The organism is Polynucleobacter sp. 15G-AUS-farblos (assembly GCF_018882445.1).
Lineage (GTDB): Bacteria > Pseudomonadota > Gammaproteobacteria > Burkholderiales > Burkholderiaceae > Polynucleobacter.
On the sequence record NZ_JACVOM010000002.1, the window covers coordinates 34,319 to 56,321 of the forward strand.

The 22,003-nt window shown below is 45.8% G+C and carries 24 protein-coding genes; 4 read left to right on the forward strand and 20 right to left on the reverse strand.

Going from position 1 to position 22,003, the window contains the following annotated elements; all coding sequences use genetic code 11:
- Positions 1 to 4: 4 nt before the first annotated feature.
- The 18 genes from accD to ICN41_RS03575 form a co-directional block, all read right to left on the reverse strand.
- On the reverse strand, positions 5 to 892 hold the full coding sequence (gene accD / locus ICN41_RS03490; RefSeq protein WP_216291444.1) for an acetyl-CoA carboxylase, carboxyltransferase subunit beta: 888 nt from the start codon (positions 890 to 892) through the stop codon (positions 5 to 7).
- Positions 893 to 898: 6 nt separating this feature from the next.
- Complete coding sequence (gene trpA / locus ICN41_RS03495; RefSeq protein ID WP_216291445.1) at positions 899 to 1,696, reverse strand: tryptophan synthase subunit alpha; 798 nt, start codon at positions 1,694 to 1,696, stop codon at positions 899 to 901.
- Positions 1,697 to 1,704: 8 nt separating this feature from the next.
- Positions 1,705 to 2,898, reverse strand: a complete 1,194-nt coding sequence (gene trpB, locus ICN41_RS03500) for a tryptophan synthase subunit beta (protein ID WP_216291446.1) — start codon at positions 2,896 to 2,898, stop codon at positions 1,705 to 1,707.
- Between the two features lie 32 nt (positions 2,899 to 2,930).
- Complete coding sequence (locus ICN41_RS03505) at positions 2,931 to 3,605, reverse strand: phosphoribosylanthranilate isomerase (protein ID WP_216291447.1); 675 nt, start codon at positions 3,603 to 3,605, stop codon at positions 2,931 to 2,933.
- A gap of 27 nt (positions 3,606 to 3,632) precedes the next feature.
- Complete coding sequence (gene truA / locus ICN41_RS03510) at positions 3,633 to 4,463, reverse strand: tRNA pseudouridine(38-40) synthase TruA (RefSeq protein WP_216291448.1); 831 nt, start codon at positions 4,461 to 4,463, stop codon at positions 3,633 to 3,635.
- Between the two features lie 8 nt (positions 4,464 to 4,471).
- Positions 4,472 to 5,851: a FimV/HubP family polar landmark protein gene (locus ICN41_RS03515; protein WP_216291449.1), complete on the reverse strand. Its 1,380-nt coding sequence runs from the start codon at positions 5,849 to 5,851 to the stop codon at positions 4,472 to 4,474.
- Positions 5,851 to 7,008, reverse strand: a complete 1,158-nt coding sequence (gene asd, locus ICN41_RS03520) for an aspartate-semialdehyde dehydrogenase (protein WP_216291450.1) — start codon at positions 7,006 to 7,008, stop codon at positions 5,851 to 5,853. Before asd ends, ICN41_RS03515 begins: the two co-directional genes overlap by 1 nt.
- Positions 7,009 to 7,067: 59 nt before the next feature.
- Entirely contained in the window at positions 7,068 to 8,138 is a 1,071-nt protein-coding gene (gene leuB / locus ICN41_RS03525; RefSeq protein ID WP_216291451.1) for a 3-isopropylmalate dehydrogenase, read from the reverse strand.
- Positions 8,139 to 8,161: 23 nt separating this feature from the next.
- Positions 8,162 to 8,809, reverse strand: a complete 648-nt coding sequence (gene leuD / locus ICN41_RS03530) for a 3-isopropylmalate dehydratase small subunit (protein ID WP_216291452.1) — start codon at positions 8,807 to 8,809, stop codon at positions 8,162 to 8,164.
- A gap of 32 nt (positions 8,810 to 8,841) precedes the next feature.
- Positions 8,842 to 9,048 (reverse strand): hypothetical protein, encoded by a 207-nt coding sequence (locus ICN41_RS03535; RefSeq protein ID WP_216291453.1) that lies wholly within the window; start codon positions 9,046 to 9,048, stop codon positions 8,842 to 8,844.
- Positions 9,049 to 9,058: 10 nt separating this feature from the next.
- Complete coding sequence (leuC, locus tag ICN41_RS03540; RefSeq protein ID WP_216291454.1) at positions 9,059 to 10,468, reverse strand: 3-isopropylmalate dehydratase large subunit; 1,410 nt, start codon at positions 10,466 to 10,468, stop codon at positions 9,059 to 9,061.
- A gap of 17 nt (positions 10,469 to 10,485) precedes the next feature.
- Entirely contained in the window at positions 10,486 to 11,799 is a 1,314-nt protein-coding gene (gene gltA / locus ICN41_RS03545; protein WP_216291455.1) for a citrate synthase, read from the reverse strand.
- An 82-nt stretch (positions 11,800 to 11,881) separates the two neighbouring features.
- Positions 11,882 to 12,151, reverse strand: coding sequence for a succinate dehydrogenase assembly factor 2 (locus ICN41_RS03550; protein ID WP_216291456.1), 270 nt, complete (start codon positions 12,149 to 12,151; stop codon positions 11,882 to 11,884).
- Positions 12,148 to 12,852: a succinate dehydrogenase iron-sulfur subunit gene (locus ICN41_RS03555; protein WP_216291457.1), complete on the reverse strand. Its 705-nt coding sequence runs from the start codon at positions 12,850 to 12,852 to the stop codon at positions 12,148 to 12,150. Before ICN41_RS03555 ends, ICN41_RS03550 begins: the two co-directional genes overlap by 4 nt.
- A 16-nt stretch (positions 12,853 to 12,868) precedes the next feature.
- Positions 12,869 to 14,647 (reverse strand): succinate dehydrogenase flavoprotein subunit, encoded by a 1,779-nt coding sequence (gene sdhA / locus ICN41_RS03560; protein ID WP_216291458.1) that lies wholly within the window; start codon positions 14,645 to 14,647, stop codon positions 12,869 to 12,871.
- 4 nt (positions 14,648 to 14,651) lie between these two features.
- Positions 14,652 to 15,017, reverse strand: coding sequence for a succinate dehydrogenase, hydrophobic membrane anchor protein (gene sdhD / locus ICN41_RS03565; protein ID WP_216291459.1), 366 nt, complete (start codon positions 15,015 to 15,017; stop codon positions 14,652 to 14,654).
- 24 nt (positions 15,018 to 15,041) lie between these two features.
- Positions 15,042 to 15,461, reverse strand: coding sequence for a succinate dehydrogenase, cytochrome b556 subunit (sdhC, locus tag ICN41_RS03570; protein ID WP_216291460.1), 420 nt, complete (start codon positions 15,459 to 15,461; stop codon positions 15,042 to 15,044).
- Positions 15,462 to 15,616: 155 nt separating this feature from the next.
- Positions 15,617 to 16,354, reverse strand: coding sequence for a GntR family transcriptional regulator (locus ICN41_RS03575; protein WP_216291461.1), 738 nt, complete (start codon positions 16,352 to 16,354; stop codon positions 15,617 to 15,619).
- Positions 16,355 to 16,514: 160 nt separating this feature from the next.
- Here ICN41_RS03575 and ICN41_RS03580 point away from each other — a divergent pair, with 160 nt between their 5' ends.
- Positions 16,515 to 17,504, forward strand: coding sequence for a malate dehydrogenase (locus tag ICN41_RS03580; RefSeq protein WP_216291462.1), 990 nt, complete (start codon positions 16,515 to 16,517; stop codon positions 17,502 to 17,504).
- A gap of 12 nt (positions 17,505 to 17,516) precedes the next feature.
- Positions 17,517 to 17,888, forward strand: coding sequence for a hypothetical protein (locus ICN41_RS03585; protein WP_216291463.1), 372 nt, complete (start codon positions 17,517 to 17,519; stop codon positions 17,886 to 17,888).
- 95 nt (positions 17,889 to 17,983) lie between these two features.
- On the opposite strand, the gene ICN41_RS03590 is transcribed toward ICN41_RS03585, so the two are convergent.
- Both ICN41_RS03590 and yaaA read right to left on the reverse strand, forming a co-directional pair.
- Positions 17,984 to 19,195, reverse strand: a complete 1,212-nt coding sequence (locus tag ICN41_RS03590) for a DUF2863 family protein (RefSeq protein ID WP_216291464.1) — start codon at positions 19,193 to 19,195, stop codon at positions 17,984 to 17,986.
- A complete protein-coding gene (yaaA, locus tag ICN41_RS03595) occupies positions 19,195 to 19,971 on the reverse strand; it encodes a peroxide stress protein YaaA (protein WP_216291465.1) in 777 nt (258 codons plus the stop codon). The genes ICN41_RS03590 and yaaA overlap by 1 nt, the downstream gene beginning before the upstream one ends.
- A 77-nt stretch (positions 19,972 to 20,048) precedes the next feature.
- Between yaaA and ICN41_RS03600 the strand changes: the two genes are divergently transcribed.
- Both ICN41_RS03600 and ICN41_RS03605 read left to right on the forward strand, forming a co-directional pair.
- Positions 20,049 to 21,251, forward strand: coding sequence for a pyridoxal phosphate-dependent aminotransferase (locus ICN41_RS03600; RefSeq protein ID WP_216291466.1), 1,203 nt, complete (start codon positions 20,049 to 20,051; stop codon positions 21,249 to 21,251).
- A gap of 16 nt (positions 21,252 to 21,267) precedes the next feature.
- On the forward strand, positions 21,268 to 22,002 hold the full coding sequence (locus ICN41_RS03605; RefSeq protein ID WP_216291467.1) for a glutathione binding-like protein: 735 nt from the start codon (positions 21,268 to 21,270) through the stop codon (positions 22,000 to 22,002).
- The last annotated feature ends 1 nt before the right edge of the window (position 22,003 follow it).

Consider the following 22,003-nt stretch of genomic DNA (forward strand, 5'->3'; position numbering starts at 1 on the left):
GCGCTTAAACAGCTGCGCTACCCGCGATCGCAGGCTCTGGATGTTTTTGTAATAAAGCAAGCAAGCGAGCAATTTCTGCGCGCATTTGACGGCGATCCACAATCATATCGATTCCGCCTTTTTGCATTAAGAACTCAGAGCGCTGAAATCCTTCCGGTAATTTTTCTCGAACCGTTTGTTCAATCACCCGAGGTCCTGCAAAACCAATCAAAGCTTTTGGCTCTGCCATTACCACATCACCCATAAATGCAAAGCTCGCTGAAATTCCGCCCATAGTGGGATCGGTCAAAACGCTAATGTAAGGTAAACCTTTTTTAGCTAGCAAAGTCAACATGGAATTGGTCTTTGCCATTTGAAACAGAGATAAAAGAGACTCTTGCATACGCGCACCACCAGTTGCAGTAACGCAGATGAAGGGACATTTCTTATTAATGGCTTCTTGTACGCCTCTCGCAAATCGCTCACCCACTACTGAGCCCATCGATCCGCCCATGTATTGAAACTCAAAACAAGCAGCTACAACAGGATTGCCTTTAATTTTTCCACCCATTGCAATCAAGGCTTCGGTTTCACCTGAAGCATCATTCGCTTCTTTAATTCGATCAGGATATTTTTTTGAGTCTTTAAACTTTAAGGGATCCGTTGGGTAAATATCACCACCAATTTCATAACGGCCTTTTTCATCTAGCAGACTATCTAAACGCTGACGTGCACCAATGCGCATGTGGTGACTACATTTAGGACAAACCGATAAATTTGCTTCAAGGTCGGTACTGTAGAGAACGGTTGCACAATCTGGGCACTTTACCCACAATCCTTCAGGAACCGATTTGCGATTAACAGGATCGGTATGTTGAATTTGGGGTGGGAGTAACTTATCAATCCAGCTCATGAGTATTTAGCTATCCAAGGCGTCGCGAATTTCACGAATAAAGGTTTCCAGTGATTGTACTGCTTGGCCTGGGGGTGCATCCTCTAAAAGACGAATAATACGGCTACCAATCACCACGGCATCGGCACTAGCTGAAACCGCCTTGGCGCTCGCTGCATCACTAATGCCAAACCCAACAGCAATTGGGATATCGGTTTCTTCCCGAATTTTGGGGATGATGCTCGCGACATCTTGAGTATTGAGGTGCGAAGCACCAGTGACGCCACGCATAGAAACATAGTAGATATAACCAGAAGCTATTTTGGCAGCTTCTTTAATACGCTCATGAGATGAGGTTGGTGCCAATAAGAAAATCGGATCAATACCAGCAACACGCATGCGAGCAGCAAAATCCACACACTCTTCTGGCGGATAGTCAACTACGAGAACGCCATCAACACCGGCAGCTTTTGCTTCGGTAGCAAAACGTTCAGCACCCATCTGCTCTACTGGATTTGCGTAGCCCATCAAGACCACTGGTGTATTCGCATCTTTCTTACGGAACTCCTTCACCATATCTAAACAGCTATGTAAAGTCACGCCATGAGTCAGGGCACGTTCTGATGATCTCTGAATCACTGGACCATCAGCCATCGGATCAGAAAATGGTACGCCTAACTCAATCACATTCGAGCCGCCACGGACCAATGCATGCATGAGCTCAACTGTTTGTTTTGGATCAGGATCTCCTGCCGTGATAAACGGAATGAGACCTTTCTTGCCTGAAGCTTTTAGTTCTTGAAAGAGTGCGGTAATCTTTGACATCGTTTTTCTTAGCCTTCAGAACCGGTTGCTTGAGCAACGGTATGCATGTCTTTATCGCCGCGACCAGACAAGTTCACCAAAATCGTTTTGTCTTTAGGCAAAGTCTTAGCTAGCTTGCAGGCGTATGCGATGGCATGCGAAGATTCCAAGGCTGGAATAATGCCTTCAATACGACAGCAATCATGGAAAGCCTGTAATGCCTCTTCATCAGTAATAGCAACATAGTCAGCACGACCGGAGTCTTTTAACCAAGCATGCTCTGGCCCAACGCCTGGGTAATCCATGCCTGCTGAAACAGAATGGGTCTCAGAAATTTGACCATTTTCATCTTGCAGCAAATAGGTGCGGTTGCCGTGCAAAACGCCCGGCTTACCAACACACAGTGCAGCTGAATGCAATCCGCTACCCAAGCCATGACCTGCTGCTTCAACGCCGACAAGTTTGACTTCAGGGAAATCAATATAAGGATAAAAGATACCCATTGCATTTGAGCCGCCACCTACACAGGCCAAAACAAAATCAGGTTGGTTACCGATCATCTCTGGCATCTGCACCTTGCACTCTTCACCAATCACGCTCTGAAAATCTCTCACCATCATCGGATAGGGATGTGGTCCTGCGACTGTGCCAATAATGTAGAAAGTGTTTTCTACATTGGTTACCCAATCTCGCATGGCTTCATTAAGTGCATCTTTCAAGGTTTTAGTACCCGATTCCACAGGAACGACCTTGGCACCGAGTAGCTTCATGCGGAAGACGTTCTGAGCCTGACGAGCTACGTCTACTGAGCCCTGATAAACCGTGCAATCCAAGCCAAAACGGGCGCAGATGGTCGCGGTAGCTACGCCGTGCTGTCCTGCCCCGGTCTCCGCAATAATGCGTGGCTTACCCATGCGCTTAGCCAGCATTGCTTGACCAATCACATTATTAATCTTATGCGCGCCAGTGTGATTTAAATCTTCACGCTTGAGATAGATCTGCGCACCACCGAGCATTTCGCTCCAACGCTTAGCGTGATAAATAGGAGAAGGTCTACCAACAAAATGCTTGAGTTCGTAATGAAACTCTTCGATGAATTCTGGGTCGTATTGATACTTTGCATAAGCTTCTTTAAGCTCATCTAATGCAAACATCAATGTCTCAGAAACAAACACGCCACCATAGGGACCAAAGTGTCCTCGTGCATCCGGCTTGTCGTACATAGTTACCTCTTTTGATTTAATTACAGCAAATATTAGGGTGATGATTTCTCATCGGCCGCACGCACTGCTTTTACAAACTCAGCCATGAGTGCGGGATCTTTTACACCCCTGCTGATTTCTACGCCGCTAGAGACGTCAACCGCGCAAGGATGCAGACGAGCAATTGCCTCGCCCACGTTGTGCGTGTTCAATCCACCACTCAAAACGACCCGAGGCGCGTTTTCGCTTACCCATGTCTGTGGAATTCCTTGCCAATCAAAAGGAACGCCTCCTCCACCGTAACCCTCAACCAGGGCATCTAGCAGGAAAGCGTTTGCATCCCTATATTGTAGGGAAAAATCCTCATATGCGAACTGAGCCCCGACCCGGGCTGCTTTCATCCAGGGCTGCCCCGCTGAGAGCTCTAGACACCTTTCTGGGGTCTCATCCCCATGAAATTGCCACAAACTAATGGGGGCAATGGCCTTAATAGCGGCAAATTCCTCATCGGTGGCATTCACAAGCAAACCTACAGCATCGACCCCTACAGGAAGCCTTGATATGAGCTGTGCGGCAATATTGGGGGTAACAGCCCTTGGACTAGGGGGATAAAACACAAATCCCACACCATCTACGCCTGCCGCCACAGCAGCATCAATATCGGCTGGCGTACGTAGACCGCAGATTTTGACCCTGGTGCGACCTGGTAAGAAAGTAAGTAAACCCATAGAAGAATGATAAGGCTTTGCTACTGCCTATGCTCCAGCCACCTCTGGAGGCAACCAGGAGTTTTCCAACCAAGGGCCTGGAATCTCAAATTGTTCAGGATAGGCAATCTTGGCAAGATATAGGCCATCTGCCATAAAGGTTGGTGCAGCTAAACGCCTATCTTTTGCCGTTAATAACTGCCCCATCCATTCAGCTGCCTGCTTTCCCACTCCAATTTGCAGAAAACTACCCACCAGATTGCGCACCATATGATGCAAGAAAGCATTACCCCGTATCCGAAAATATAACCAAGGCTCTTGAGAAATGATGTCGATCGAGTAAATGGTTTTTACAGGTGTTTTGCTTTGGCACTCCGAAGATCTAAAGGAGGTGAAATCATACTCGCCGATTAAAGATTGTGCAGCCAATTGCATGGCTTTGACATCAAACCATTTTTGAGGAGGCAACAAGAGGTAGCCTGCTCGAGAACTTACTAACGGGGCGCGACAAGGTCCGGCGTGAAGTGCATAAATATAGGTTCTCTCAAATGCCGAGAAACGCGCACTAAATTCATCTGAAACTGGTTTAGCCCAATTAATCACAATCTCTTTTGGTAAAAAAGAATTGATTCCTCTGACCCAAGAAAATGGATCACGCTCCACCTGAGTATCAAAATGCACAACCTGACCTAAGGCATGGACACCGGAATCCGTTCGACCAGCAGTAATAGTGCTAACAGGCAAAGCTTGAGCTCCCTGCTCACCAATGAAAGCCGTAATGGCTTTCTCTAAGTCATCCTGAATCGTATTACCATTGGGTTGAGTTTGCCAACCTGAATAAGAGCTGCCGTCATATTGGAGGCCAAGCGCTATTCGCATTTTGGAGCCTAGGAATGGCGATGTTGAAGTTCTGACAACAATCCTTGCGCCTCAATCGTAATTGCAGGATCAACAGAATTACTGACGCGCAAAATTTCTTCTAATGATTTTTTAGCAGCAGAAAAATCTTCAATCGTGATGTATGCGCGAGCCAGATTTAGCTTCACACGTAAGGTATCCAAAAGAGGATTTGATGCGGGCGCAGGCTGCGCAGTATTTGTATTTACGGCTGGCTTTACTAAATCCAGATCAATACTGGCAAATAAGGCTTTGGCTCGCTCAGGCATTCCATGAGGAACATTCGGCTCTTTTCTTTCGGGAGCACGGCTCACAGGCTCAGTAAATTCTAGCTTCTCAGAGCGTCTTGCATTACGAGCTAAACCCCAAAGCACTAAACCAATCAGAGCCATCAATCCAATAGCCAAAATGGCAGGGCCAAATCCACCTAGACCAAAGTTATTTTCTACCGCCTTCTTCTCTTTGGATTTATCTAAAAGACGCTGTAAGTCAGCAATATTTTTTTCTAGCTCTGCTACACGAGCCTTAGCCTGATCAAGCGCTTTTTCTTGCGCAACCAATTCTTCAGAAAAACGCTTTTCTTGATCGCTGCTATCAGCGCTCGAGCCAATCTTCAGTCGATCTTTTTGAATGGTTTCCGCTGTTCCAGAAGTAGTTGCTTTACCTTTTCCATCAGGACTAAGGCTAGCTTCTTTTCCTTCACGCCATTGCGCATTTGCTTCTGCTACAAATTGGTTTGCCTCAGCAGGACTAATAGAGCGCAATAAAGCCTGGCTTGGTTTATTCAGTTCCGCACCCGCTGCCAAGCGATTAATGCTGCCACTGGCAAACGCATCTGGGTTGGCCTTAAATAAAGCCATCATGGCTTGGTCTAGTGTTGCCCCATCCAATTGAGGCGCCATTAAAGCAGCGATTTCAGATAAGGTTTGACCTGGCTTTACTACAACCTTTTGAACATCACCTAGCAATAAGGTATATGTTTTAGTAAGACTACCGCTAGACCAACTGACATTCAGTAATAAATCAATAAAAGGATCATCACTCACTGGAACTGGATTAACGGTTTCGACCAGGACCATTAGTCGCTCTTGGGAGTTCCGATACACCATGATTTGCGGATTGAGCTCCAGAATCTTTTGGGAGATGCCCAAACGCTCAAATCCTGCCTTATTCACCATCCCTGCCTTGAGGCTTGATAAGACGCCCTCTTCATCAGTGCCTAGGCGGATCGGAATTTCAACACGTAGTGGCTCTCCCGATCGAGACAGCAGTTGCGGGGAACCTAATGAGATGGCCCAGCTCGTACAAGACCAGCTTAGCCAAACAAAGCAAAGTACCTTAAGAGCGCTTAGTCGGCTAAATGGAGACATTAATGTTCAAGCAAAATTCTGAGCATGCGGCGCAATGGTTCTGCAGCGCCCCACAAGAGTTGATCGCCCACTGTAAAAGCACCCAAATACTCAGGACCCATTGCGAGCTTGTGTAAACGCCCAATAGGAACTGTCAAGGTGCCACTCACTGCAGCTGGCGATAAATCCCGCTCTGTTGTTTCACGATCATTGGGAACGACTTTGACCCATTGATTGTCGTTAGCAAGAATGGTTTCGATTTCCTTCAAAGGAATATCTTTTTTCAACTTCACTGTCAGGCCCTGAGAGTGGCAACGCATTGCTCCCACGCGAACACACAATCCATCCACTGGAATGCTGCCAGGCGTGCGAAATGCAGGACGGCCTAAGATCTTATTGAACTCAGCGCCACCCTTCCACTCTTCTTTAGTTTGCCCATTCTCCACAGGAACATCAATCCAAGGAATCAAGCTACCGGCCAACGCAGTATTGCGGAAATTTTTCTTCGGAAAATCAGGTGAACGCAATGTTTCGCTAACTTTACGGTCAATATCCAAAATCCATGATGAAGGATCTGCTAATTCTGTAGCAACGCTATCGCGCAAAGCTCCCATCTGGAGCAAGAGTTCACGCATATTCTGAGCGCCGGCACCAGAAGCAGCTTGGTAGGTCATAGCGCTAATCCACTCCACCATATCGGCCTTCACCAAACCACCCATCGCCATCATCATCAAACTAACGGTGCAATTACTACCAATCCAGTTTTTTCCACCCGCAGCCAAGGCTTTATCAATCACAGGGCGATTGACTGGATCTAAGACCAATACAGCATCGTCTTTCATACGCAATGCGCTGGCAGCATCAATCCAATGGCCACTCCAACCCCCAGCACGTAGCTTAGGAAAGATCTCATTGGTGTAATCGCCACCCTGACAAGTCAAAATAATGTCACAACGTGACAAGGCTTTGATATCACTAGCATCCTGCAAAGTGCTTTCGCCCTTGGTGACTTTTTGTCCATTGAGCAAAGGTACTTCGCCACCTGCTTGGCTAGTACTAAAAAAGATCGGCTCAATTAAATCAAAATCTTTTTCAGCCAACATTCTTTCCATTAGCACGCTACCAACCATGCCGCGCCAGCCGACCAAACCTACCAAAGGAGTTTTTGTATTTGCCATGATTTAACTATTTTTTGAAATGATTATTTTGCTATTGAGATTTAATTCCATACATTGACTTATACAAGTGCGGCTACTACGGCATCACCCATTTGCACGGTAGATACCTTTTGAGTCCCCTCGGTATAAATATCCGCAGTCCGTAAACCTTGAGCGAGCACCTTCTGAACTGCTTTTTCTATACGATCAGCTTCTGCAGGCATGCCTAAGGAATAACGCAGCATCATGGCAGCAGACAAGATCGTAGCCAATGGATTGGCAATACCTTTGCCAGCAATATCAGGTGCTGAGCCATGGCTAGGCTCATAAAGACCTTTATTGTTTTTATCCAAGGAAGCTGAAGGCAACATTCCAATAGAACCAGTCAACATAGCTGCTTCATCAGAAAGAATATCGCCAAAGAGATTGCCCGTGACAACCACGTCAAATGCTTTTGGTGCTTTAACGAGTTGCATCGCTGCGTTATCTACATACATATGGGATAACTCAACATCTGGATAGTCTTTAGCAACCCGAATCATGACTTCACGCCACAACTGTGAGGTCTCCAGCACATTCGCTTTATCTACGCTACATACCTTCTTGCTACGTTTACGCGCCGCCTCAAATGCCACATGACCAATGCGCTCCACTTCTGGCTCGCTGTAGTGCATAGTGTCAAAGCCTTCGCGTGCGCCCTTAAATAAAGGAAGCTCAGAAGTACGAATACCACGGGGCTGACCAAAATAAATATCGCCATTAAGCTCGCGCACAATCAAGATATCTAAGCCACCAATAATTTCTGGTTTCAAACTAGATGCTGAAGTTAACTCGGGATAACAAATAGCCGGTCTAAAGTTTGCAAATAAGGCTAGGTGCTTACGCAGACCCAAAATGGCCTGCTCAGGACGCAACTCGCGAGCTAAGGTGTCATATTTCCAGTCACCAACAGCGCCAAACAAAATCGCATCTGCCTTTTTAGCCAACTCTAGGGTGGCAGGTGGCAAGGGATGTCCTGCTAAATCATAGGCGGCACCGCCAACAGGCGCCTCTTCTAGATCGAATTGAGGTCCAAGCGCCTGAAGAACGCGAACGGCTTGAGCCACGATTTCCGGGCCGATTCCATCGCCCGGGAGAACTGCTATTTTCATGAAAGGCCCTTAACTCTACAAAATTACGGCAATTGTGTCGTAAGCCAAGGCATTTTCAGAATGCGCTCAGCTTCATAAGCCTTGATTTTATCTGCATGACGCAGGGTTAAGCCAATATCGTCCAAGCCATTGACTAGACAGTACTTTCTAAAGGGGGCTACTTCAAAGCTATAAGCAGTGCCATCTGGGGTAGTAACCTGCTGCGCCTCTAGATCAATGGTGAGCTGATAGCCATTAAAAGCCATAGTCTCATTAAAAAGGTGATCAACTTGCTGTTCGGTCAATACGATAGGTAAAAGACCGTTTTTGAAGCAATTATTAAAAAAGATATCTGCAAAGCTAGGGGCAATCACCGCTCTAAAGCCAAATTGATCTAATGCCCATGGAGCATGCTCACGTGAACTACCGCATCCAAAATTCTTGCGGGCCAACAAAATACCAGCGCCTTTATAGCGAGCTTGGTTTAATACAAAATCTGGATTGATGGGTCTTGTACTGCAATCTTGTCCTGGCTCACCATGATCAAGATAACGCCATTCATCAAAGAGATTTTGACCAAAGCCCGTTTTCTTGATGGACTTTAAAAATTGCTTTGGAATGATGGCATCGGTATCCACGTTCTCGCGGTTAAGCGGCGCAACCAAACCTTTGTATACCGTAAATTTTTCCATAATTCTTTTAACTCTAGATGAACGCTATTGATTTACTTCACAGGGGTAACAACAACATCCTTACCCTGAGTTTGAGATTGATTTTTTGGAGTAGAGCTTGCGCCGCCCATAGCATTACCCATGGTTTGCAAATCTTTACCCATACCTTCCATGGTGTTGCTGCATGCAGAGATCAATAAGCCAGCCAGCCCAATGAGAGCTAATCGAGTAATTAAAGATAAAGATAAAAATTTGCGCATGGTATTACCTCTATGAAATTTTTCTTACGTCTACGAAGTGACCTTCAATCGCAGCTGCAGCAGCCATTGCAGGACTCACCAAATGTGTTCTACCGCCATTGCCCTGACGTCCTTCAAAGTTACGATTTGAGGTTGAGGCGCAACGCTCTCCTGGCTCTAGGCGATCAGCATTCATGGCTAAGCACATCGAACATCCTGGCTCTCGCCATTCAAAACCAGCCGCCTTAAAAATACGATCCAAGCCTTCACGCTCTGCTTGCGCCTTAACTAAGCCAGAACCAGGCACAACTAAAGCAAGCTTCACATTAGATGCAACCTTCTTGCCGAGGCGATCCACTACCTTTGCAGCAGCACGCATATCTTCAATGCGACTATTGGTGCAAGAGCCAATAAATACTTTGTCTACGGCGATGCTGCTCAAAGGAGTATTAGGAACAAGATTCATATACTCCAAAGCACGCTCCATGGCCGAACGCTTATTGGGATCACGCTCTTTTTCTGGATCAGGAACACGCTCACTGATCGGCAAAACCATTTCAGGAGAAGTTCCCCAAGTGACTTGCGGAGCTATTTCTTCTGCACGCAATTCCACTACTGCATCAAACTTGGCATCTGGATCGGTATGCAATGTTCTCCAGTACTGCAATGCTTGCAACAAAGCAGGTCCCTTAGGTGCGTAAGGACGTCCCTGAATATATTCAATGGTAGTTTCATCTACAGCAACTAAGCCGGCACGAGCCCCGGCCTCAATTGCCATATTGCAGAGGGTCATACGACCTTCCATAGACAGATTGCGAATTGCTTCACCTGCAAACTCAATGGTGTAACCAGTACCACCCGCAGTCCCGATCTTTCCGATTACGGCTAACACGATATCTTTTGCTGTAGAGCCTGGCTGTAAACGACCATCTACTCTTACCAACATATTCTTGCTCTTTTTCATAAGCAAGGTTTGGGTTGCTAAAACATGCTCAACCTCTGAAGTACCAATACCAAATGCTAGGGCCCCAAAAGCGCCATGAGTACTTGTATGCGAATCACCACACACCACAGTCATACCCGGCAAAGTTGCACCCTGCTCTGGCCCAATCACGTGAACAATCCCCTGACGGGCGTCATTCATTTTGTATTGGGTAATACCAAAGGCGTCGCAGTTTTGATCCAAGGTATCTACTTGCAGCTTAGATATCGGATCGGTAATCCCTTCCGAGCGATCAGTAGTAGGAACATTGTGATCAGAAACGGCCAGGTTGGCAGAGATACGCCAAACCGGACGGCCAGCTAAATTCAGACCCTCAAATGCTTGAGGACTAGTTACCTCATGCAATAACTGACGGTCAATGTAGATGGTAGCTGTGCCATCCTCTTCGGAGTAAACAACGTGGTCATCCCACAATTTGTCATAAAGCGTACGAGACATGAGAGACCTTAAAGCCCTTATTTACGAACAGAGATGTTTGGCACCTTGCGGGCAGTTTCGCCAACATACAACTGACGAGGACGACCGATCTTGTATTCAGGATCAGTAATCATTTCTTCCCACTGCGCAATCCAACCTACTGTTCTTGCCAAAGCAAAGATACAAGTAAACATTTCGGTTGGAATACCCAATGCACGCTGAACAATTCCAGAGTAGAAGTCTACGTTTGGATAAAGTTTACGGCTAACAAAGTAATCATCTTCCAAGGCAATCTTCTCAAGAGTCATTGCCAATTTAAACAATGGATCATCTTGCAAACCAAGTTCATTCAATACTTCATAACAAGTTTCACGCATTAACTTAGCGCGTGGGTCAAAGTTTTTGTAAACACGGTGACCAAAGCCCATCAAACGAACGCTAGAGTTCTTGTCTTTTACTTGAGCGATAAATTCATGAATCTTATCCACGCCGCCTTGTGCTTGAATATCGTTCAACATCTGTAGGCAAGCTTCATTTGCACCACCATGGGCTGGACCCCAGAGGCATGCGATACCTGCTGAAATCGCCGCAAAAGGATTGGTTCCAGAGGAGCCACATAAACGCACAGTAGATGTAGAAGCATTTTGCTCATGGTCTGCATGCAAGATAAAGATGCGATCAAGAGCGCGCACGAGCACTGGATTGATTACATACTCTTCGCAAGGATTCGCAAACATCATGCGCATGAAGTTAGCGGTATAAGACAATGAATTTTTTGGGTAGACAAAGGGTTGTCCTACAGAATACTTATAGGACATCGCTACCAAAGTCGGCATCTTCGCAATTAAACGAATTTGCGCTACTTCACGAGCATACGGATCGCTGTAATCAATTTCATCATGGTAGAAAGCTGCCATTGCACCGATCAAGCCAGTAAGAACAGACATTGGATGCGCATCGCGACGGAAGCCACGCAAGAAGAATTGCATCTGCTCATGAACCATAGTGTGGTGCATGACCATGTTTTCAAAATCTTTTTTCTCTTTCGCGTTTGGCAACTCACCATTAATTAAAAGGGAGCACACTTCTAAGAAGTCGCAATTGTTTGCCAAGTCTTCAATCGGATAACCGCGATACAAGAGCTCGCCCTTATCGCCATCGATATAGGTAATTTTGCTATTGCATGATGCAGTGGATAGGAAACCAGAATCGTAAGTGAACTTACCAGTCTGTCCATAGAGCTTGCGAATGTCGATCACATCAGGACCTACAGTCCCTTTGTAAATTGGCAGATCAATATCTGGGGTGCCATCCGAAAACGAGAGTTTTGCCTTGATGTCCGATTCAATCATTTCTAATCCTTAGTCATTCAAATTGATGATTAATACACTATTCGATCACACGCTTGCACTACCACTACACCAAAATACTGAATTACTTCTCTCTGAGCTTTTGTAAAATGACCTTGAAGGAGTCAGACTGCATCTCCTTTTCTAATGTCTGCACTGAATCTTTACGAGCAATCAATAAATCCATCAGATCATTGTCATCTAAAGCCAACAAAAGACTTAATACTCTTCCATCTTCAACGCTCAATTGAGAGCCGTAGCGCTCAAAGAAACGTTGCAGAATTAAATCGTTCTCCAGCAAGCCCCTGCGGGCATCGCTCTTTAAACGATATAACTCTGCGTTGCCGAGGGTCATACCGCCCTACGAACCATCAACTCCTTGATCTTACCAATCGCCTTGGTTGGATTCAAATGCTTAGGACATACGTCCACGCAATTCATGATGGTGTGGCAACGGAATAAACGGTACGGATCCTCTAGATTGTCCAAGCGCTGGTTGGTATCTTCATCACGACTATCAGCAATGAAACGATAGGCCTGCAATAAACCAGCTGGGCCAACGAACTTATCAGGATTCCACCAGAAAGACGGGCATGAGGTTGAGCAAGAAGCACACAAAATGCACTCATATAAACCATTCAGCTCTTCACGCTCTTCAGGACTCTGGAGGCGCTCTTTTTCTGGAGCTGGATTGTCGTTTACCAAGTATGGTTTGATAGACAGGTATTGCTTGAAGAACAATGTCATATCAACAATCAAATCACGCACTACCGGCAAGCCAGGCAATGGACGCAATGTGATCACTTTAGGCAAGGTCAACATATTAGTTAAGCAAGCCAAGCCATTTTTACCGTTAATGTTCATTGCATCTGAACCGCACACACCTTCACGGCATGAACGACGATAAGAAATAGATTCGTCTTGTCTCTTTAAAGAAATCAAGGCATCTAACAACATCCGCTCGCCAGTGAGCTCTAGCTCATAGCGCTGCATGCGTGGAGCTGCGTCGACATCAGGATCGTAGCGGTAAATTTCAAATATACGGATATCACTCATCTTCTATCTCTCTTGCTTAGAAAGTACGTTCTTTTGGAGGGAAGGACTCAACAGTCAAAGGCTGCAACACCACCGGCTTGTAAGTCAGTCGATTACCTTCGCTATACCAAAGGGTATGCTTCATCCAGTTTTCATCATCGCGCTCTTGATGGTCATCATGTGAGTGAGCACCACGACTTTCTTTGCGAGCAGCCGCAGAGATCATCGTTGCATTTGCAGTCTCAACCAAGTTGGCCACTTCTAAAGCCTCGATACGTGCTGTATTGAAAATCTCCGACTTATCTTTGACCCATAAATGCTTGGCACGCTCAGTCAACTTAGCCATTTGACGAACACCTTCATCCATCAACTCTTGATTACGGAAGACGCCAGCATATTTCTGCATCGTCTTGCGAATATCGTTAGCCACATCTTGCGCATACTCACCAGAAGTAGAGTTATCAAGCGCTGCAATACGAGCCATGGTTTGTTCGCCAGCATTTGCAGGCAATGGCTTGAATTCGCGATTCTTTAAATTCAAACCAACAATGTGATTACCAGCTGCGCGACCGAATACTAAAAGATCGAGCAATGAGTTTGTACCTAAGCGATTTGCACCGTGTACAGAAACGCATGAGCACTCACCGATGGCATACAGACCGTTAACGATTTCGTTGTGCTTGCCATTACCTGGCACTACAACTTGACCATTGATGTTCGTTGGAATACCGCCCATCTGATAGTGAATGGTTGGCACAACTGGAATTGGCTCTTTAGTAACGTCAACGTTAGCAAAGTTAATGCCGATCTCATACACAGAAGGCAAACGCTTCATGATGGTCTCAGCACCAATGTGAGTCAAATCAAGCACCACATAGTCACCGTTAGGACCGCAACCGCGCCCTTCTTTAATTTCTTGATCCATACAACGAGATACGAAATCGCGTGGAGCTAAGTCTTTATAAGTTGGTGCATAACGCTCCATGAAGCGCTCACCATCCTTATTACGCAAGATGCCGCCTTCACCACGGCAACCCTCAGTCAATAACACGCCTGCACCGGCTACGCCAGTTGGGTGAAATTGCCAAAACTCCATATCTTCCAATGGAATTCCTGAGCGGGCAGCTAAGCCCATACCGTCACCAGTATTAATAAATGCGTTAGTTGATGCATCCCAAATACGTCCTGCACCACCAGTAGCCAACATCACAATCTTGGCTTCCAAGATGTATACCTGACCGGTTTCCATTTCGAGAGCTGTTACACCAACTACATCACCTTCGTCATCGCGAATCAAATCAAGCGCTAACCACTCTACAAAGAAGTTGGTTTTAGCGCGGACATTTCGTTGATACAAAGTGTGCAACATTGCGTGACCAGTACGGTCAGCAGCAGCACATGCGCGTTGCACAGCTTTTTCACCATAGTTCGCTGTATGACCACCGAAAGGACGCTGATAAATTGTGCCGTCAGGGTTGCGGTCAAAAGGCATACCAAAGTGCTCTAACTCATAAACCACTTTTGGCGCTTCGCGACACATAAACTCAATAACGTCTTGATCTCCCAACCAGTCTGAACCTTTGATGGTGTCGTAAAAGTGATAGTGCCAGTTATCTTCACTCATATTGCCAAGAGATGCGCCAATACCGCCCTGTGCAGCAACTGTATGTGAGCGCGTTGGAAATACCTTGGTTAACACGGCAACATTCAAGCCAGCTTCAGCCAATTGCAATGAAGCGCGCATACCTGAACCACCTGCTCCAACAATCACCGCATCAAAACGGCGGCGTGGCAATGATTTTTTTATTGCAGTCATCGAATTACACTTTCCACAAAATTTGTACGGCATAAGCCGCGCATGCTACGAGATACAAAACGGTTAACACTTGCAGCGTTAAACGAATGCTGACAGGCTTGATGTAATCCATCCAGATATCACGAATACCAATCCAAGCGTGATAGAACAAGCTGATAAATGCCAAGAGCGTTAAGAGCTTCATGAACTGATTACTAAATAATCCAGCCCAGCCCTCATAAGTTGCGCTACCAGTAATGCAATAGTCAATCAATAGCACGATCGTAAAGACCACCATCACGATGGCAGTAACGCGTTGAATAATCCACTCTTTGAGACCGTAATGAGCGCCTACTACTAAGCGCTTTGGTCCGATTTGATAAATAGGCATGAAATTTCCTTAAATGATGTGCGCTTAATACAAGCCGAATAATTTGAGGCCAACTACTGCAGTCAAAGCCAAACCTAAGAACAGCACAAAAATAGCCGAACGATTTGACTCAGACTTCTCTACGCCGATTTCTAAATCTAGCAAGAGATAGCGGATACCAGCGCAGAAGTGGTGCAAGAAGGACCAAATCAAACCAAGGCAAATAATTTTCACCAAGATGTTGCTAGTGAAAGCCTGAAATTTTTGATAACTCATTTCAGAGGCGAGGCTCTGATCAAAGAGATACAAAATGAAAGGGAGCAACAGGAATAATGCCGCCCCACTGATACGATGAAGAATGGAGACCTTACCAGCCCAAGGAAGGCGGTATTTAATCAACTGGGCTAGACCAATGTTTTTGTAAACAGGTCTATCTTTTTTTACATCTTGCTGTGCATCAACCATGTTCAATCTCAATCTTTAGGTGGAGGTTCAGTGTAAATTTGTTGTAACGCAACATATTCTATTGGAAACCTTGGGGATGGTGGGGATTTTATGGATTTAAAGGGGTTTAAATAATAGTTTTTACGGATAAGTCGGTTTAATTTATACGGATAAGCTCAGTTCAATTTGTTTTCATAATGCTGTTCAGAAGTGTCGTACCTAGCGTGCCGAATTTCTACTGGTTTATTCCCGTAGGTAAATGCCACCCTCTCCACTGAAAGTAAGGGTGAACCTAGTGCCAATTGAAGATGGGCAGCCAAACTTTCATCAGCGGCGACTGCCTTAATTTTTTCTTCTGCGCGCACCATGTGAGTGGCGTGCTGGCTTTCATAGAAGGCATACATGGGTCCATGCCATTCATTGAGGGTTTCTAGGGTGAGCCCCTTAAAACGGGCCCCTGGGAGCCAAATTTCCTCAAAAATGATCGGTTTCCCAGCAAAACTCTGAATACGATCAATGTGAATGATGGGGTCGCCTGCCTTTAATTTAAGCAAATTAGCGATATATGGGCTGGCCTTGATCTGTTCACAAGCCAAAAACTGGTTGGTGTGATGAAATTTCTCCCCAGAATCTGGGGCTAGACGTAAAAAGCGGAACTGCCAGTCATCCTCTTGATGGGTGGCTACAAAGGTCCCTTTACCCTGACGTCTTACCAGCAAATTCTCGGCAGCCAGCTCGTCAATTGCCTTGCGCACGGTACCCTGGCTCACGGCATATCGGGCTGCAAGTTCCATTTCACTGGGAATAGCAGCCCCTGGCAGCCACTCTGAGGCTTGCAGGCTAGCCAAAATCATTGCCTTAATCTGTTGATACAGAGGGCTAAATGCTGGGACGGAAAGGCTTACTTCTGACAAATTCACTCCATGACAAGTATCAATTGGATAAAATTCAGTGTAATTCTAGTCTTATATAAGACATCATTGACAGTGTAAATGGAAAGTCCATACACTTGAATGGATAATAGAAAAGTTTTCTTAAATTAACCCTCTTAACCTTCATCTGGAGTTATTAGTAATGGCAAAAGCCCCAATGCGTGTCGCTGTAACCGGTGCAGCCGGTCAAATCGGATATTCCCTCCTCTTCCGCATCGCCAATGGCGACCTTTTGGGCAAAGATCAGCCCGTTATCCTCCAGTTACTTGAAATTCCTGATGAAAAAGCCCAAAAAGCCTTAGCTGGCGTGATGATGGAATTAGAAGATTGCGCATTCCCACTTTTGGCTGGCATGAGCGCGCATTCTGACCCGATGACAGCATTTAAAGATATTGACGTTGCCCTATTGGTTGGTGCTCGTCCACGCGGCCCTGGCATGGAGCGCAAAGATTTGCTTTCCGCTAATGCACAAATTTTCACAGCGCAAGGCAAAGCCTTGAATGCCGTTGCGAAGAAAACAGTCAAAGTATTGGTTGTTGGTAACCCTGCAAATACCAATGCTTACATCGCTATGAAATCTGCTCCAGATATTCCTGCGAAAAACTTCACAGCCATGTTGCGCCTGGACCATAACCGTGCACTTTCACAGTTGGCTAAGAAATTGAATAAGCCTGTAGCTGATATTGAAAAATTGGTTGTTTGGGGTAACCATAGCCCAACGATGTATCCAGATCATCGCTTCGCTACGATCGACGGCAAGTCTGTAAAAGAGATGATTAACGATGATGCTTGGAATAAAGACGTATTCATTCCAACCGTTGGTAAGCGTGGCGCAGCCATCATTGATGCTCGCGGCCTCTCTTCCGCAGCATCCGCAGCCAATGCTGCCATCGATCACATGCATGACTGGGTACTCGGTACTAATGGCAAATGGGTCACTATGGGTATCCCTTCCAAAGGTGAGTACGGCATTCCTGCAGAAGTGATTTATGGCTTCCCTGTAGTTTGCGAAAACGGCGAGTACAAAATGATCGAAGGTTTAGAAATCGATGAGTTTTCACGTGAGCGCATGAATCACACTTTGAATGAATTACTCGAAGAGCAAGCTGGCGTTAAGCACTTGCTCTCTTAAGGAAACGACTTTATGAAGAAAACTCTTCTTGCAGTAAGCGTTGCAATTTCAGGTTTGGGATTTACTGCAAATGCGATTGCGAATGAAGAAATAGTTTGGACCTGCAGCGATAGCAAGCAGTTCAAAACTACAGGCACGACAGAGAAAATTCGCATTACTTGGGAAGCTAAATCCTATGATTTAGATCGCCAAACTTCTCTACCTGGTAGCTTGCGTTACAAGAACACTAACTCAGGTCATGATCTAGTAGTGTTAGGTAACAAAGCGATGCTCTTTAATATTAAGGCGGGTGTACGCTTGGCCGATTTCTGTCAAACAGCAGAAATGAAGTCCGGCAAATTACCCCACTTATTTGCAGGTGCAGAGCCTTTTGTTTCGAACTAGTTTGTTTTAGCAATCAGCATTAAAAAAGCCGAGTGATCCTCGGCTTTTTTATTTGTACTTGAAATGCACTACATCTTTACTTCAGTTGAGATCACCTAGTGAAAGAGTGGCTGCTGGGTTGGCGCATCTTCTGGCATCTCGGCGTGTACTGCTTCACCTGATCGATCCGGAAACAGTGGCGCACCGCAATCGTCACATAACTCTGGATCAAAAAGCATGGCATGTCGAAAGACATCCTCTACTCCCGCATCATGCAAGGCATCACAAATCTTTTTCATCGGACTTTCATCATCAGATAAATCATTTAGTGCGTCATTTGCTACGCTCTCTCGATCATACAAAGGCCAAATCACGCCATACATCACCTCTGAAGATCCTTTAGCGCTAAATGAAATACGATATTCATCTGCCTGCTCTTCACCAAATGCGCCCACAACACAAGACAGCCCTGCAGGCAAGATACCCAAGGTACTTTCCATGTAATTCACTGCAGCTCGAATGCTTAATGGACGGACATGTTTATCAGCCAAGCGGCAATTAGTGAAATACGCTTCAGGTAGTAGCAATTCAAATTCACAACCAGGCAACAAAGAAGCAATGGGGTCATGCATTGCATTTTGCCAACCAATCAAACTAACGCCTCGCTCTTGTCGCGTAGGCGACTCAGCCTGCCAACGAAATAATGGCGATCCTGACGGTGCACATAAGGCAGCAATGATGAAACGGGGATCAGCTAACACGGCAATCGTCTCTGACATATCGCGCAGCTCCAGCTTGACCTCTTTTGAAGAAATGGCAGCATTAGCCAAGGCCTCAGTGAGAACGCGAGTTTGGCAATGAGAGTGTGGCATCTGATCAATGCTATAGAGCCAAGGAACAATGGCTAAGCGAGTGTCAGTGGCAGCAATTGCTAAATTTAAGGCCTGCGCCGTTGCTTCAATCATTGTCGCCGGTAAAGGGCCCGAAGGAATTTGGTAACGGGTGTGTGCAACGATCGGCAAAGCCAGTAGCAAGACATCCCACTCCTGCCCTGCGTGCTCCTGCTTGAGAGATTCTGCCAAAGTTTCAGCGCAGTCAGCCAAGACCTCAAAGGCGACTGTATTGATTCGAAACGTTTGGTCTAGAGCAGCATCAATCACATTTTGATTTTGACTTTTCAGAAGGCGCATTAGCCGCACATTTAGACGCTCTTCCCAAAAGCGATCCTCCACTTGACTGCCAGAGGCAGCCAGAGAGATAGCATCTGCGACCAGACGCTCGACCTCAGGAGAGGTGCGTTGCGAAGTCTTTGTGCGGTGTACAGCCATTATTTTCTTTCTGCACGTCTGAAAATAGGTTTATCAGGCTTGGATTCTGCAGCGTAATATCGATAACCATCCAAGTTAAAACCTTTTAAGTCGGCGGGATCACTGATCCGATTCTCCACCACATAGCGCGCCATTAGACCCCGTGCGCGCTTCGCATAGAAAGAGATGATCTTGAACTTGCCGTCTTTCCCGTCTTGGAAAACGGGTGAGATCACAGGACATCCCAAGTCCTTTGGCTGGAGCACCTTGAAATACTCCTCTGATGCCAAGTTCAAGAGAGCGGGCTTTTTATCCTTTTCTAAAACCTTCTTTAAGGAATCGGTCACCCTAGTCCCCCAAAATGCATACAAATCCTTACCTCGTGGATTTTTGAAGGATGTGCCCATCTCCAAGCGATAGGCCTGCATTAAGTCCAAGGGTCTTAGAGCCCCATATAAGCCAGACAAAATACGAATATGTTCCTGAGCAAAGGCTACGGTCTTGGCATCTAAGGTCTTCACATCAAAACCATCGTATACGTCCCCATCAAAGGCATAGATGGCTGGCTTGCTGTTGGCCTCAGTGAATTTTTTAGACCAATCACGATAGCGTCCCACGTTTAATACGGCCAATTGATCCGATAAACCCATTAATTTGGCGATATCTTGAGGGGCCAATTTCTTAAGATCAGCAATTAACTTAGCCGATTCGGAGACAAACTCGGGCAAAGTGGGTGTCTTTACCTTGACTGGAGTCTTGTAATCTAAGGATTTGGCAGGAGAAAGAACGATCAGCATGGCACAATTTGTTTATGTATTACTTCCATTCTAGCGACAACAAGATTACTCTGCCTTAAATCCCAAAGCACCCTTCTATGAGCCAAACGCAGGACCTGCCTCCCTCTTTTCCCAGTCGCCTACCCAATGTAGGCACAACGATTTTTACGGTGATGTCCGCTCTTGCTACTGAGCATCAAGCCATTAATCTTGGGCAGGGCTTTCCGGACTTTCCTTGCGATCGAAAACTCATTGAGTCGGTGAATGAGGCAATGCTAGCTGATCACAATCAGTATCCTCCGATGATTGGTATCCCCAAATTACGCCAGGAAATCTCACAAAAGATTCAAAAACTATATGGTCATCATTACGATGCAGATTCTGAGATCACGATTACTGCAGGTGGAACTCAGGGCATTTTGACTGCAGTGCTCGCATGCGTGAGCCCAGGTGATGAAGTTATCATCATCGAACCTGCATACGATAGTTATAGACCCTCTATCGAATTAGCCGGGGGCATTGTCAAGGCGGTTTCTTTACAAGCAGTCCGGGATGAGAATGGGCAAGTAAGCTCATACGAAATTCCTTGGGATGCGCTCGCCAGCAGCATCAATTTCAAAACTCGCCTCATCATGATCAATAGCCCACACAATCCAACTGGAATGGTTTGGAATGTTGCAGATCTAGATCGCTTAGCGCTATTGGTAAAAGATACTGATGTGCTCATCATCAGCGATGAAGTCTATGAACACATGGTCTACGATGGCGCTCAACACCACAGCGTGGCTTCTCACCCTGCCTTAGCCACTAGAAGCTTTCTGATTTCTAGCTTTGGCAAAACCTATCATGTCACAGGCTGGAAAGTCGGCTACGTGGCCGCCCCAGCTGAGCTGAGTAGAGAGTTCCGGAAGGTGCATCAATTTAATGTCTTTACGGTCAACACGCCTATGCAGTATGGATTGGCTTCTTATTTATCGGATGCCTCACACTATTTAAATCTGCCTCAGTTTTATCAAGCAAAGCGAGATTTCTTTAGAGCAGGCTTAGAGGCCACGCGTTTTAAATTACTGCCTACACCAGGCACCTACTTTCAGTGCGCTGATTATTCGAGACTCAATATTCCTCAAGCAAAATTAAGTGAAGCAGATTTTTGCCAATGGCTCACCAAGGAAATTGGTGTTGCTGCAATCCCTGTTTCTGCTTTTTATGAACGCCCCACTGAATCTGGCGTCATTCGATTTTGCTTTGCCAAACAAGAACAAACTCTTGCAAATGCTTTAGAACGTTTACAAAAACTATAGAACACCGGAGACTTTCATGACTAGTAAAAAATCCCAATCCAATGCAATTGATGTCTATAGTTGGCCAACCCCAAATGGTCACAAGGTCCACATCATGCTTGAGGAGTGTGGCTACCGATTGGATCGTGACTGGTTTGCACATCCAATCAATATTGGCGCAGGAGATCAATTTGCTACTGAATTTTTAAAGATCAGCCCCAACAACAAAATCCCTGCTTTAGTTGATCCCAATGGTCCTGATGGAAAGCCCATCAGTATTTTTGAATCCGGCGCCATCTTGTTATATCTCGCCGCAAAAACAGGTAAGTTTTTACCCACATCTACCCGTGGAAAATATGAAGTGCTGCAATGGCTGATGTTTCAAATGGGAGGCTTAGGCCCCATGCTTGGGCAAAATCACCATTTTCGGATTTATGCTCCTGAGAAAATTGACTATGCAGTCAACCGCTATACCAATGAGGCAAAACGCCTGTATGGCGTATTAGACGGTCAACTCAAAGATAATCCCTTTATTGCTGGCAAAACCTATTCCATAGCGGATATGGCAATTTATCCATGGACACGCAACTGGAAAAATCAGGGCATGGATTTGGAGGACTATCCGCATTTTAAGAAATGGTTTGAAAAGATCGGTGATCGTCCCGCGGTAAAACGTGGGTGCGAAGTATTAACTGCATTACGCAAGCCTTTGCATGATGACAAAGCAAAAGAGCAATTGTTTGGTTCAACTCAGTATCAAAAAAGGAAATGAA